We start from the raw sequence: 12908 nt of genomic DNA on the forward strand, positions 1-12908 counted from the left end.
GCAGTCCCTGCCCGACATCAGGCGCTACCTGCGGATGCGCAGCATGTGAGCCGGCGCGCGCCCGGCCGGGTGGCCGAGGGGCGCGCGGACGCGTACCACGCCGTTGCGGCGAACGGCGTACCCGGCCGGGCGGCGACGGCGCGCCGGGCCGACGCCCTCGGACGCCTCCCCTCTAATGAGGGCGGCGGACGCCCCGCCCCACGGGTCGCCGCACGGGGCGGCCGACCGGGTGGCGGCCGGCCCGGACCGGCCCGTGCCAGGACGGAGACCGATGCACGAGATGTCCATCGCGCTGGCCGTGATCGGCCAGGTGGAAGAGGCGGCGGAACGGGCCGGCGACGTCACGGCCGTGCGCTCGGTACGACTCCAGGTGGGCGAACTCGCCGGCGTCGTACCCGACTCCCTGTCCTTCTGCTTCGAACTGGCCTGCGCCGGGACCCTCCTCGAAGGCGCCGAACTCGTCACCGAGTCGGTGCCCGGACGGGCCCGCTGCGCGCCCTGCGCCCACGAATGGGCCGTCGGCATGCCGCCCGTGCTGACCTGCCCGCGCTGCGGCGCGGCCGGCACCGACCTGTCGGCGGGCCGTGAACTGCAGATCCTCAGCGTGCAGTGGGAGGACGGCCCCACGCACGCGCACCGCCGCGAACCGATCCCCGAGGAGCGCTGAACCATGTGCCGTGTGGTCGACCTGCAGCAGGCCGTACTCGCCAAGAACGACCAGAGCGCGCAGACCCTGCGCGCCGAACTGGCCGCCCGCGGCACCACCGTCGTCAACCTCCTGTCCAGCCCCGGCAGTGGGAAGACGGCCCTGCTGGAGCGCGAACTGGAGCTGGCCCGGCGGCGGTCGGTGCCGGTCGCGGCGCTCACCGCCGACCTCGCCACCGAGAACGACGCGGTGCGGCTCGCACGCTCGGGCGTCCCGGTCAAACAGGTCCTCACCGACGGCCTGTGCCACCTGGAGGCCGAGATGCTCCGCCGCCACGTGGAGGACTGGCTGCCCGACCGCACGCGGCTGCTGTTCGTGGAGAACGTCGGCAACCTCGTCTGTCCGGCCTCCTACGACCTGGGGGAGACCCTGCGCGTCGTGCTCGCCTCCGTCACGGAGGGCGAGGACAAACCCCTCAAGTACCCCACCGCCTTCGGTCTCGCCCACCTGGTCGTCGTCACCAAGACCGACATCGCCGAAGCCGTCGAGTTCGACGAGGCGGCGTTCCGCGCGAACGTCGAACGAGTCAATCCCGGCGTCGAGGTGCTGCTGACCTCGGTCCGCCGCGACCTCGGGATCGGGACCCTGCTCGACCGAGCGCTCGCGGCAGCGGACGGCGCCCCCCTGCACGACCCCGTCATGGCCCACCGCCCGGACACCTCCCCGCACGCCGGAGCCGCCCCCCATCACCACGTCCACGAGCACCCCGACGGCACCGGCGCCATGGCGCACTCCCACTCGTGAGCCGACCACGGTCCCCCGCCGGCGTCCTCGGCGAGACACCGCTGCGCCGTCGGGTCCTCGTGCGGGGTGTGGTGCAGGGCGTCGGCTTCCGCCCGTACGTCTACACCCTCGCCACCGGCCTGGGCCTGCGCGGACATGTGACCAACACTCCGGAAGGCGTCGTCGCCGAGGTCGAGGGGGCGCCCGAGGCCGTCGCCCGGTTCTGCGACGGGATCGCCGTGCAGGCGCCGCCGCTGGCCCGCGTGGAGTCCGTCGACCACCAAGAGGTGCCCGCCACCGGCGACACCGCGTTCAGCATCCTCGCCTCCCGCACCGCCGGACCGGCCCGCACGCTGATCCCCCCGGACACCGCCACCTGCGCGGCGTGCCTGCGGGAACTCGCCGACCCCGCGGACCGGCGCCACCGCCACCCCTTCGTCAACTGCACCCACTGCGGCCCCCGGTTCACCATCGTCACCGGTCTGCCCTACGACCGCGCCCACACCACCATGGCCGGCTTCCCGATGTGCCCCGACTGCGCGCGCGAGTACGCCGACCCCGCCGACCGGCGCTTCCACGCGCAGCCCGTCGCCTGCCCCGCCTGCGGTCCGCGGCTGCGACTGCTCGTCCCCCGGCCCGCAGACTCCGGGGAGCCGCGGCCGGTCACGCCCGACGACCCGGTGACCGAGGCACGCCGGCTCCTGGCGGACGGCGCGGTCCTCGCGGTCAAGGGACTCGGCGGATACCACCTGGCCTGCGACGCCACGAACCCCGACGCCGTCGCTCTGCTGCGCCGCCGAAAGGCCCGGGGGGACAAGCCGTTCGCGGTCATGGCCCGGAGCCTCGACGACATCGGGCACCTCGTGCGTCTCGGCGCCGAGGAACGCGGTCTGCTCACCGGCGCCGCCCGCCCCATCGTGCTGCTGCGACGAGAGACCGGCGGCCCGCGCGCTCCGCACGCTCCGTGGCCGGCCGAGTCCGTCGCGCCCGGCAGTCCCGACCTCGGTGTGATGCTGCCGTACACCCCCCTGCACCACCTGCTGTTCGGCCTGCCCGGCGACGCCGACGGCCCCCGCCTGCTCGTCATGACCAGCGGCAACGTCTCGGGTGAGCCGATCGTCACCGACGACGGGGAGGCGCTGCGGCGGCTGGCTCACCTCGCCGACGCCTGGCTCACCCACGACCGGCCGATCCATGTGCCCTGCGACGACTCGGTGCTGCGGGTGTGCGACGGCGAGCCGCTCATGGTGCGCCGCGCCCGCGGCTACGCACCGCTGCCGCTGAACCTCCCGGTGCCCGTGCGGCCGGCTCTCGCCGTCGGCGGCGACCTCAAGAACGTGCTCTGCCTCGGCGAAGACCGCCGCGCCTGGCTGTCCGCCCACATTGGTGACATGGACGACCTGGCCACCCAACGGGCCTTCGAGCGGGCCGTCGCGCAACTGGAGTCGATCACCCCGGTGCGGCCGGAGCTGCTGGCGGCCGACCGGCATCCCGGTTACCGCTCCGCCCGCTGGGCCGGCCGGAACGCGGCGGGACGGCCCGTCGTGCGCGTCCAGCACCATCACGCCCATGTCGCCGCCGCGATGGCCGAGGCGGGCCTCGACGGCAGCCGGCCGGTGCTCGGCGTCGCCTTCGACGGCACGGGGTACGGCGACGACGGAGCGGTGTGGGGCGGCGAGTTCCTGCTGGCGGACTACGACGGCTTCGTCCGGTTCGGGCACCTCGCGTACGTGCCGCTGCCCGGTGGTGACGCCGCCGTGCACCGGCCGTACCGGATGGCGCTCGCGCATCTGCGGGCGGCCGGGATCGACTGGTCCGACGACCTGGCCTGCACCTCCGCCTGCCCGGCCGACGAACGCCTCGTACTGGCACGGCAGTTGGAGCGCGACCTGAACTGCGTCCCCACCTCCAGCATGGGCCGCCTCTTCGACGCCGTGTCCTCCCTGGCCGGCGTCTGCCACCGGTCCGGATACGAGGCCCAGGCGGCGGTCGAGCTGGAGGCCGCCGCGCTGACGGCGCCCGCCGGGGACACCGGGGCGTACGGGTTCGCCGTGCGGTGTGCGGACCCGGACCGGCCCGTCGTGCCGGGCACCGGCGGCCCGCGGACGGCCACCGCGTCCGTCCCGGCCGGTCCGGCACCCGTCCTGGCGGACCCGGCACCGATGTTCGCGGCGATCGTCGGCGATCTGCGCGCGGGCGTGGCGCCAGGCCTGGTCGCCGCCCGCTTCCACCGGGCCGTCGCCGCGCTCGTCCACCGGCTCTGCTCGCTGGCACGGGAGCGGCACGGAGTGGACACGGTCGCCCTGACCGGCGGTGTCTTCGCCAACTCCCTGCTCTCCTCGGCCTGCGCCGCGGCCCTGCGCGCGGACGGCTTCACGGTCCTGCGCCACCACCTGGTACCGCCGGGGGACGGCGGTCTGGCCCTGGGCCAGCTCGTGGTGGCCGCCCGTACCGAGGAACGGACCCGGGCCACCGACTGACGACCGACCGAACCGCACCGCACCGCACCGCACCGCACCGGCCCGGTCCGGCCCGGCAGCGACGTACGACCCGCACGCCCCGCACGCCCCACAGCAAGGAGAGGCCCATGTGCCTGGCGGTACCCGGCAGAGTGCTGGACATCGAGGAACGGGACGGTACCCGGATGGCCAACGTCGACTTCGGCGGTGTGGTCAAGGAGGTGTGCCTGGAGTACCTGCCCGACCTCCAGGTCGGCGAGTACGCCATCGTCCACGTCGGATTCGCCCTCCAGCGGCTGGACGAGGAGTCGGCGAAGCAGACGCTGGAACTGTTCGCCACCCTCGGCATGCTGCAGGAGGAGTTCGGCGACCCATGGGAAATGGCCGCGGAGGCGGGCGGAACCCTGCCGCCCGAGGAAGAGGGGGCGCGGCGGTGAAGTACATCGACGAGTTCCAGGACCCGGACCTGGCGCGCAGGCTGCTCGACGACATCCACTCCACGGTGACCAGGCCGTGGGCGCTGATGGAGGTCTGCGGCGGACAGACGCACACCATCATCCGACATGGCATCGATCAACTCCTCCCGGAACAGGTCGAGTTGATCCACGGCCCCGGCTGTCCGGTGTGCGTCACACCGCTGGAGGTCATCGACAAGGCGCTGGAGATCGCCTCCCGCCCCGGCGTGATCTTCTGTTCCTTCGGCGACATGCTCCGGGTGCCCGGCACCGGGCGGGACCTGTTCCAGGTGCGGGGAGCCGGCGGGGACGTGCGGGTCGTCTACTCGCCGCTCGACGCCCTGCGGATCGCCCAGCAGAACCCGGACCGGGAGGTGGTCTTCTTCGGCATCGGCTTCGAGACGACCGCGCCGCCCAACGCCATGACGGTGTACCAGGCCCGCAGGCTCGGCATCAGGAACTTCAGTCTGCTGGTGTCCCACGTGCGCGTACCGCCGGCCATCGAGGCGATCATGCAGTCTCCGAACTGCCGCGTCCAGGGCTTCCTGGCGGCGGGGCACGTGTGCAGTGTGATGGGCGTGGAGGAGTACCCGGAACTCGCGGAGCGCTTCCGGGTGCCGATCGTCGTGACCGGATTCGAGCCGCTGGACATCCTCGAAGGCGTCCGCCGGACCGTGGCGCAGCTGGAGCGCGGCGAGCACACCGTCGACAACGCCTACCCCCGTGCCGTCCGCCCGGAGGGGAATGCGGCGGCGCGGGCCATGCTGGAGGACGTCTTCGAGGTCACCGACCGGGCGTGGCGCGGTATCGGCGTGATCCCCGACAGCGGCTGGCGGCTGTCCGCCAAGTACCGTGACCACGACGCCGAGCACCGCTTCTCGGTCGAGGGCATCCAGACCCGGGAACCGGCCGAATGCCGCAGCGGTGAGGTCCTTCAGGGCCTGCTCAAGCCGCACGAGTGCGAGGCGTTCGGAACCCTCTGCACCCCCCGCACCCCGCTCGGCGCCACCATGGTCTCCAGTGAGGGCGCCTGCGCCGCGTACTACCTCTACCGGCGGCTGGAGCTCACCCCCGCTCCCCGGGAGGCGAGCCCCGTTGTCTGACACCACTCGGACCACCGACGTACGGATGCCCGTCCTCGACCCCGCCGCCTGGACCTGCCCGGCCCCGCTGCGCGACCAGCCCCGTGTCGTCATGGGGCACGGCGGGGGCGGGGCACTCTCCGCCGAACTCGTCCAGCACGTCTTCGCACCCGCCTTCGGCGGCAGCGTGCTCGCCCAGATGGGCGATGCCGCGGCCCTGTCCCTGGGCGGCGTCCGGATGGCCTTCTCCACCGACTCGTTCGTGGTGCGGCCGCTGTTCTTCCCCGGCGGCAGCATCGGTGACCTCGCCGTCAACGGCACCGTCAACGACCTCGCCATGAGCGGTGCCCGAGCCGCTTACCTCTCCTGCGGCTTCATCCTGGAGGAGGGCGTCGAGATGGAGACCGTCGCCCGCGTGGCCGAGGCGCTCGGTGCCGCAGCGCGCACCGCAGGTGTGGAGATCGCGACCGGTGACACCAAGGTGGTGGAGTCCGGCCACGGCGACGGGATCTACATCAACACGGCCGGGATCGGGCTCATCCCGGCGGGTGTCGACCTGCGGCCGCAGCGGGTCGTGCCCGGCGATGTCGTGATGGTCAGCGGCGCGATCGGGGTGCACGGCGTGGCCGTCATGAGCGTCCGAGAGGGCCTGGAGTTCGGGGTGGAGATCGAGAGCGACTGCGCGGCGCTCGGCGGCCTGGTCGACGCCATGCTCGCCGTCACCCCCGACCTGCACGTGCTGCGCGACCCCACCAGGGGCGGCCTCGCGGCCTCCCTGAACGAGATCGCCGCGGCCTCGGGCACCGGGGTCGTCATCCGGGAGCGGGAGGTCCCGGTCCCGCCCGCGGTCGCCAACGCCTGCGCCGTGCTGGGGCTCGACCCCCTGTATGTCGCCAACGAGGGCAAGCTGGTGGCCTTCGTTCCCCGCGGGCACGCCGACGCCGTGCTCGACGCGATGCGGGCGCACCCGCTGGGCGCCGGATCGACGGTCATCGGTGAGGTGGTGGCCGACCATCCGGGCATGGTCGTGGCCCGTACCGGGCTGGGCGGCACCCGGGTGGTCGACATGCCGATCGGGGAGCAGCTCCCGAGGATCTGCTGACGCACCGAGGGTCGTACGGAGGGCCGCACGGACGGTGGGAGGGGGCGAGCTGGTCTCGCCCCCTCCCACCGCGTTCCGCGCGTCTCCTCACACGGCGCCGGACGTCGGGCGCGGAGTGTCCCGGACGTCGTCGCGGGAGACGGCGAGGTAGGCGACGAACCCGACGATGACGACGGTCCACGACAAGGTGACGGGAGCCAGCCCGAGTCCGAGGCCGCCGCGCGCGTGACCGAGGGCCATCCAGTCGGCGACCGAGGCACCGAGCGGGCGGGTGATGACGTAGGCCGACCAGAAGGCGGCCACCGCGTTGAGGGCGTTCCGGCGGTACAGGACGGCCGGGACGGCGATGGCGACGGCGTACAGCACGGCCGAGCCCAGATAGCCGAGGCCGACCGTGGCGGAGAGGTCCCCGGCGGCCGTGCCGAGCGCGAAGGTGGCCAGCACGGTGGCCCAGTAGAAGAGTTCGCGCCGGCGGGTGTGGATGCTGTGGATGGAGAGCGTGCGTTCGCTCGCGTACCAGAGGCCGAAGACCACCGCCAGCGCGAGCATGAAGAACGGGGTCGAGACCGTGTAGGGCACGCCGAGGCCGACGTGCAGGACGTCCGCGGCCATCGTGCCGAACACGCTGACCATGACGATCGCCGTCCAGTAGATCCAGGCGACGTAGCGGCGGGCGGTGAGCTGGAGGGCCAGCGAGGCCGCCAGGGCCACGCCGCCGAGGCCGACCGCGGGGACGGGGCCGAGCTTCTGCGCGAGGAAGTCCGAGGCGGTCTCACCCATACCGGTGGTCAACACCTTGATCACCCAGAAGTAGACGGTGACTTCCGGAACCTTGCTCGCCACGTGGGTGGCGAGGGTGGCGCGACGACGGCGGGCGAGGTGCTCTGTGCTCATGCTCGCACGATGACATGGCGAAGTGACCTGGCCACAGGGGTCTTTGCCAGGGCTTTGGGGCTTCTGGTGCAGGTGTTGCCAGGCGCCGTGACGAGCCTGAACACAACCTGAACGTGTCCGCGGAAACCCCTCGATCCGCTGGTCGGCGACGCGGACTCGGTGATACGAAGATCGGTCGGCCCGGTCGCGCTTGGTCGAAGGCCGTACCGGCGGCCGTGGGGTCGCGTCCGGTGAATCCCGCACTCGGGAACCCCGCTCATTCCCCGCGGAAATGCGGGACGTGTGAAGAGGGTGAGGGGTGAACCCGGGACACGTGAAAGCGCGGCGGGCGGAGGGGCGGCGCTGAATGGGGCCGCGCGAACGGACCGTCCGTGAATACGGGAATGGGACGGACGTTTCCCTACGCTCCAGCGTCGGTCGGCTGCCCGGTGTCACTTTAATGAATCGAGGGGTTCCGGATGACCGATATGGGGTAATTTGAGTCACAGTGCTTCGGACAGGAGGCACGTCCGTGGGAGCTGGTCCACCAGATCGCGGGTGTGCCCCGTTGGCTCGTGTGCGCCCTCCCCATGGACTGCCGGTCAGTAGCTCTGAGGGGACTGTGAGCGCCATGCACACCACGGTCAGTACGAGGCATCACCCGCACGACGACGCCCCGGACACCGGTGAGGCCTTCGTGCGGTTGGCCGGGCTTCCGGACGGGCCCGAGCGGGAGGCGCTGCGGGACGAGATCGTCCGGGCCTGGCTGCCCATGGCGCAGCGCGTCGCCGGCCGGTACCGCGGCAGGGGTGAGGCGGCCGAGGACCTCATGCAGGTCGCGGCGCTGGGCCTGCTCAAGGCCGTCGACCGCTACGACCCGGACCGGGGCAACGCGTTCGAGAGCTACGCCGTCCCGACCGTCACCGGCGAGATCAAGCGTCACTTCCGCGACCACATGTGGATGCTGCACGTGCCGCGCCGCGTGCAGGAAGTGCGGGCCAGGGTGCGTACGGCGCTCAAAGAGCTCTCGCAGAGCACACCGGGCCGACAGCCCACCGTCGCCGAGATCGCCGCGTGCGCGCACCTCGGCGAGGACGACGTACGTCTCGGGCTCGAGGCCCTGGACTGCTTCGCCACTCTCTCCCTCGACGCCGAGCTGCCCGGCGAGGACGACGGATGCGCGCTGGCCGACACGCTGGGCGGGCCCGACGCCGGATTCGACCTCGTCATCGACCGTGAGGCCGTCAAGCCCGCGCTGCGCTGCCTCCCGGAGCGCGAGCGCACCATCCTCTACCTGCGCTACTTCCGCGGAATGACGCAGCTCGGCATCGCCGAGCAGCTCGGGATCTCGCAGATGCACGTCTCACGGCTGCTCAGCACGTGCTGCAGCACCCTGCGCGAGCAACTTCTCACCGAGGCGGCGTAGGGCACGGGCGGTGCGGACCCAGGTGGTCCGGTGTTCTGCCCGGCCGTCCGGTGGGTCGCCCCATCCGGGCGGCCGGGGGGCGGGCTCACTGCCGAACCCTCCCGGGAATGGTTGGCCAGCGGACCGCCTCTCTTCGAACTACCTGGGTGGACTCGATCCAAACAAATTCCGGGCGACGGGTTGGATGCGCCGCCACCCGGATTTCTCGTGGGCCGCGGCATTTCCGAGGACCCATTCCCGTGGCACGCGAATATCGACCGGAAGATCTGTCACGCGGGGGGAAGAATTCTCCCCATGCTCCGGCACCGTCTGATTCCGCCCGGCCCACCCCGAGCGACGGTGGGCACGGAAACCCGCGTCCGCGCCCGCACCCGGTAACACCTCGTACGGGTCACCAGAACGCGCCGCCCCCCTGTGGGCCCGCTGCAATGGACAGATGACGGCGCCCCCGGACGACTGCCTCGCCCGCAACGAGTGGATCTGCGGCGCGTACCTGAGCACCCGCCGCCAGATCCTCCTCGACGCCGTCGCCCAGCACCTGCAGCTCACCGTGATCGCCGTCCTCGTGGGACTCGTCATCGCGGTGCCGCTGGCCGTCCTCGCCCGCCGCTGGGGCTGGGCCGCCGGCCCGGTGCTGGCGGCGACCACCGTCCTCTACACCGTCCCGTCACTGGCGATGTTCTCGCTGCTCCTGCCCGTGTACGGACTGTCGGCCGCGCTCGTCGTCGCCGGTCTCGTGCTCTACTCCCTGACCCTTCTCGTACGGAACATCCTCGCGGGCCTGCGCGCCGTCCCCGAGGAGACCCGGCAGGCCGCGCGCGGCCTGGGCTACGGGCCCGTCCGGCTGCTGCTCACCGTGGAACTGCCGCTCGCGGTGCCCGCCGCGATGGCCGGGCTGCGGATCGCCACCGTGTCGGCCGTCTCGCTGGTCACGGTCGGCGCGATCGTCGGCTTCGGAGGTCTCGGCAACCTCATCTACGCGGGCATGAACACCTACTTCAAGGCGCAGGTCCTCACCGCGTCCGTGCTGTGCGTCGTCATCGCCGTCGCGGCCGACCTCCTGCTGCTCGGGGCGCAGTGGCTCATCACCCCCTGGACCCGCGGAGCCCGCGGGTGAACACCCTGGCCGAGGCCTGGCACTGGCTCACCGACCCCGCGCACTGGAGCGGCGACGACGGCGTCCGGCACCGCCTCGCCCAGCACCTCGTCCTCACCGCCGTCTGTCTGGTCATCAGCTGTCTGATCGCGCTGCCCGTCGCCCTCGTCCTCGGCCACCTCGGCAAGGGCGGCGCGCTCGCGGTCAACCTCTCCAACATCGGCCGGGCCGTCCCCACCTTCGCCGTCCTCGTCCTCCTGCTGCTCACCCCGCTCGGCGGATACGGCGAGGGGCCCACGGTCGTCGCGCTCGTGCTGTTCGCCGTCCCGCCGCTGCTCACCAACGCGTACGTCGGTATGCGCGAGGTCGACCGCAGTGTGGTGCGGGCGGCACGCGGCATGGGGATGACCGGGCGGCAGATGCTGTTCCAGGTCGAACTGCCCCTCGCGCTCCCGTTGGTGATGAACGGCGTACGGATCGCCGCCGTCCAACTGGTCGCGACGGCCACCATCGCCGCGCTCGCGGGCGGCGGCGGCCTCGGCAGGATCATCACCGCGGGATTCAACCTGGCGAGCACCCCGCAGGTCGTCGCCGGTGCCGTCCTGGTCGCCGTGTTCGCGCTGATCGTCGAGGGGCTCTTCGAGACCGCCGAACGGCTCGCGCCGCGCCTGGCGAGAGGCCGGCGATGAAGCGGTACGCCGTTCTCGCGGGGGTGCTCCTGCTGGCCGGCTGTGCCACCGGCCCGTCACTGGAGAACCGTGGCGCCGTCACCGCGCCGCCCGGCGACAGCAAGCACCTGACCGTGGGCTCGGCCGGATTCACCGAGAGCGATCTGCTGGCCCAGATGTACGCCCTGCTGCTGAGGCAGGCCGGATACAGGACCTCCATGCTCACGGTCGCCAACCGCGAGCTCTACGAACCCGCCCTGGAGTCCGGTCAGATCGACGTCGTCCCGGAGTACGCGGCCACCTTCGCGGACTGGCTGAACGCCAAGACCCACGGGGCCGACGCACCACCGGTCGGCTCGCCCGACCTCACCACCACCATGAAGGCGCTGCGGTCGCTCGCCACACCCCGTGGGCTCACCGTCCTCGCCCCCGGCAGGGCCGTCGACCAGAACGCCTTCGCCGTGACCGGCCGGTACGCCCGGCAGCACCGGCTGAAGAACCTCAGCGACCTCGGGGCGTCCGGTCTCAAGGTGCGGCTCGCGGCGGGCGACGAGTGCGTCAAGCGGCCCTACTGCGAACCGGGCCTGAAGAAGACGTACGGCATCGACATCACCGCGGTCGATCCGAAGGGCGTCGGCACCACCCAGGCGAAGCAGGCCGTGCAGAGCGGCCGGGACCAGATGGTGCTGACCACGACGACGGACGCGACCCTCGGCGAGTTCGGGCTCGTCCTGCTCGCCGACGACAAGCACCTGCAGAACGCCGACTACATCGTGCCCGTCGTCAACCGCTCGCGCGCGGGCGGCGAGGGCGTCACCAAGGCGCTGGGAGCGCTCAACGCCGTGCTCACCACCGCGGACCTGGCGTCCATGAACCAGCAGGTGGACAGCTGGCGACGGCTCCCGGAGGACGTGGCACGCGCCTATCTGAAGGAGAAGGGCCTGCTGAAGTGACCGGCAGGGCATGCCGTCTCGAGCGACGGTACGAGGCTGCTGGACCCGGCGCACGCCGGTTCACGGAGCGCCCCGCCAGGGGCGCGGGGAGCGGCGCGCTCAGCCCCCACCCGCCGCAGCCGCAGTCGCACCTCAGCCGCAGCCGAATCCGCCTCCCGCCAGTCCCCACCCGCACGCACACCCCCGAAACCCGGCGGAGCGCTACCCCTTGGGCACCGAGTCGAATGCCACCTGCCCCCGCGCGACCCCCCGCGCGTCCGCGTCCACCGAGCGCCGCAGCGCCTCGTGCAGCCTCGCCGGGGTCAGGACGCCGAGGAACCGCGCGCCCTCCAGTACCGCGACCCACCCCGCGTCGTGCTGGAGCAGGACACCGAAGGCCTGTTTCAGCGGGGCACCCACCGGGACCCAGGAGTTCATCCGGTGGACGTGGTCCCCCACGGAGCCGCCTCCGCTCAGCTCGTCGGCACCCACCCAGCCGTGCAGATCACCCTCGGCGTCCAGCACCACCGCCCACCGGGCGCTCCCGGAACGCAACCGCTCGGCGGCCCGCCCGGCGGACTCGTCCATGCGGGCGACGGGTGGCTGTTCCAGGTCGTCGCGCTGGATCTCGGTGACCGACAGCCGCTTCAGCCCCCGGTCGGCCCCGACGAACCCGGCGACGTACTCCGTGGCCGGGCCACCCAGTACGGCCCCCGGCGTGTCGAACTGCTCGATGCGCCCCTGCCCGTACACCGCGATGCGGTCGCCGAGCCGGACCGCCTCCTCGATGTCGTGCGTGACGAACAGCACCGTCTTGCGCACCGACTCCTGCATCCGCAGGAACTCGTCCTGCAACTGCTCGCGGACCACCGGGTCGACGGCGCCGAAGGGCTCGTCCATCAGCAGTACGGGCGGGTCCGCCGCGAGCGCCCGCGCCACTCCGACCCGCTGGCGCTGACCGCCCGACAACTGGTCCGGATAGCGGGATCCGTACGTCTTCGGGTCCAGGCCCACCAGGTCGAGCAACTCGGCGGCGCGGGCACGGGCCTTCGTCCTCTTCCAGCCGACCAGCGTCGGGACCGTCGCCGTGTTGTCGAGGACGGTCCGGTGCGGGAACAGGCCGACCTGCTGGATGACGTAGCCGATCCGCCGCCGCAGCCGGACCGGGTCGACGGTGGCGACGTCCTCGCCGTTCACGAGGATCCGGCCCGAGGTCGGTTCGATCAGCCGGTTCACCATCATCATGGTGGTCGTCTTGCCGCAGCCCGACGGGCCGACGAGCGTGACGAGTTCGCCCTCCGCGACCTCGAACGAGAGGCCGTCCACGGCCGTCGTGCCGTCCGGATAGCGCTTGGTGACCTGTTCGAACCGGATCATCCCCTCACG

12 protein-coding genes are annotated in these 12908 nt (G+C 72.4%); 10 read left to right on the plus strand and 2 right to left on the minus strand.

Annotated features, from left to right (window positions below; genetic code table 11):
• Positions 1 to 271 precede the first annotated feature (271 nt).
• From hypA to hypE, 6 genes are all read left to right on the plus strand, one after another.
• Entirely contained in the window at positions 272 to 667 is a 396-nt protein-coding gene (hypA, locus tag HEP85_RS34910) for a hydrogenase maturation nickel metallochaperone HypA (RefSeq protein ID WP_329292385.1), read from the plus strand.
• A gap of 3 nt (positions 668 to 670) precedes the next feature.
• A complete protein-coding gene (hypB, locus tag HEP85_RS34915; RefSeq protein WP_168531507.1) occupies positions 671 to 1450 on the plus strand; it encodes a hydrogenase nickel incorporation protein HypB in 780 nt (259 codons plus the stop codon).
• Positions 1447 to 3909: a carbamoyltransferase HypF gene (hypF, locus tag HEP85_RS34920; protein ID WP_369657978.1), complete on the plus strand. Its 2463-nt coding sequence runs from the start codon at positions 1447 to 1449 to the stop codon at positions 3907 to 3909. Before hypB ends, hypF begins: the two co-directional genes overlap by 4 nt.
• A 107-nt stretch (positions 3910 to 4016) precedes the next feature.
• Complete coding sequence (locus HEP85_RS34925) at positions 4017 to 4325, plus strand: HypC/HybG/HupF family hydrogenase formation chaperone (RefSeq protein ID WP_168531508.1); 309 nt, start codon at positions 4017 to 4019, stop codon at positions 4323 to 4325.
• A complete protein-coding gene (hypD, locus tag HEP85_RS34930) occupies positions 4322 to 5446 on the plus strand; it encodes a hydrogenase formation protein HypD (RefSeq protein WP_168531509.1) in 1125 nt (374 codons plus the stop codon). The genes HEP85_RS34925 and hypD overlap by 4 nt, the downstream gene beginning before the upstream one ends.
• 25 nt (positions 5447 to 5471) lie before the next feature.
• Positions 5472 to 6527: a hydrogenase expression/formation protein HypE gene (gene hypE, locus HEP85_RS34935; RefSeq protein ID WP_168534349.1), complete on the plus strand. Its 1056-nt coding sequence runs from the start codon at positions 5472 to 5474 to the stop codon at positions 6525 to 6527.
• 87 nt (positions 6528 to 6614) lie between these two features.
• Here hypE and HEP85_RS34940 read toward each other — a convergent pair whose 3' ends face one another.
• Entirely contained in the window at positions 6615 to 7421 is an 807-nt protein-coding gene (locus HEP85_RS34940) for a hypothetical protein (RefSeq protein WP_168531510.1), read from the minus strand.
• A gap of 610 nt (positions 7422 to 8031) precedes the next feature.
• Between HEP85_RS34940 and HEP85_RS34945 the strand changes: the two genes are divergently transcribed.
• The 4 genes from HEP85_RS34945 to HEP85_RS34960 all read left to right on the plus strand — a co-directional run bounded on the left by HEP85_RS34945 (position 8032) and on the right by HEP85_RS34960 (position 11543).
• Positions 8032 to 8826 carry a SigB/SigF/SigG family RNA polymerase sigma factor gene (locus tag HEP85_RS34945; protein WP_168531511.1) on the plus strand — a complete coding sequence of 265 codons (795 nt, stop codon included), beginning with the start codon at positions 8032 to 8034 and terminating at the stop codon, positions 8824 to 8826.
• Positions 8827 to 9262: 436 nt separating this feature from the next.
• Positions 9263 to 9943: an ABC transporter permease gene (locus tag HEP85_RS34950; protein WP_168531512.1), complete on the plus strand. Its 681-nt coding sequence runs from the start codon at positions 9263 to 9265 to the stop codon at positions 9941 to 9943.
• A complete protein-coding gene (locus tag HEP85_RS34955) occupies positions 9940 to 10611 on the plus strand; it encodes an ABC transporter permease (protein ID WP_168531513.1) in 672 nt (223 codons plus the stop codon). The genes HEP85_RS34950 and HEP85_RS34955 overlap by 4 nt, the downstream gene beginning before the upstream one ends.
• Positions 10608 to 11543 carry an ABC transporter substrate-binding protein gene (locus HEP85_RS34960; protein WP_168531514.1) on the plus strand — a complete coding sequence of 312 codons (936 nt, stop codon included), beginning with the start codon at positions 10608 to 10610 and terminating at the stop codon, positions 11541 to 11543. Before HEP85_RS34955 ends, HEP85_RS34960 begins: the two co-directional genes overlap by 4 nt.
• Before the next feature lie 201 nt (positions 11544 to 11744).
• On the opposite strand, the gene HEP85_RS34965 is transcribed toward HEP85_RS34960, so the two are convergent.
• On the minus strand, positions 11745 to 12899 hold the full coding sequence (locus HEP85_RS34965) for an ABC transporter ATP-binding protein (RefSeq protein ID WP_168531515.1): 1155 nt from the start codon (positions 12897 to 12899) through the stop codon (positions 11745 to 11747).
• Positions 12900 to 12908: the final 9 nt, after the last annotated feature.

Source organism: Streptomyces sp. RPA4-2, from assembly GCF_012273515.2.
GTDB classification, from domain to species: Bacteria; Actinomycetota; Actinomycetes; order Streptomycetales; family Streptomycetaceae; genus Streptomyces; species Streptomyces kaempferi.

Bases quoted from the DNA above. Each gene is read 5' to 3' on its own strand.
- hypA (WP_329292385.1), top strand. From the start codon at position 272: ATGCACGAGATGTCCATCGCGCTGGCCGTGATCGGCCAGGTGGAAGAG.
- hypB (WP_168531507.1), top strand. From the start codon at position 671: ATGTGCCGTGTGGTCGACCTGCAGCAGGCCGTACTCGCCAAGAACGAC.
- HEP85_RS34925 (WP_168531508.1), top strand. From the start codon at position 4,017: ATGTGCCTGGCGGTACCCGGCAGAGTGCTGGACATCGAGGAACGGGAC.
- hypE (WP_168534349.1), top strand. From the start codon at position 5,472: ATGCCCGTCCTCGACCCCGCCGCCTGGACCTGCCCGGCCCCGCTGCGC.
- HEP85_RS34940 (WP_168531510.1), bottom strand. From the start codon at position 7,421: ATGAGCACAGAGCACCTCGCCCGCCGTCGTCGCGCCACCCTCGCCACC.
- HEP85_RS34945 (WP_168531511.1), top strand. From the start codon at position 8,032: ATGCACACCACGGTCAGTACGAGGCATCACCCGCACGACGACGCCCCG.
- HEP85_RS34950 (WP_168531512.1), top strand. From the start codon at position 9,263: ATGACGGCGCCCCCGGACGACTGCCTCGCCCGCAACGAGTGGATCTGC.
- HEP85_RS34960 (WP_168531514.1), top strand. From the start codon at position 10,608: ATGAAGCGGTACGCCGTTCTCGCGGGGGTGCTCCTGCTGGCCGGCTGT.
- HEP85_RS34965 (WP_168531515.1), bottom strand. From the start codon at position 12,899: ATGATCCGGTTCGAACAGGTCACCAAGCGCTATCCGGACGGCACGACG.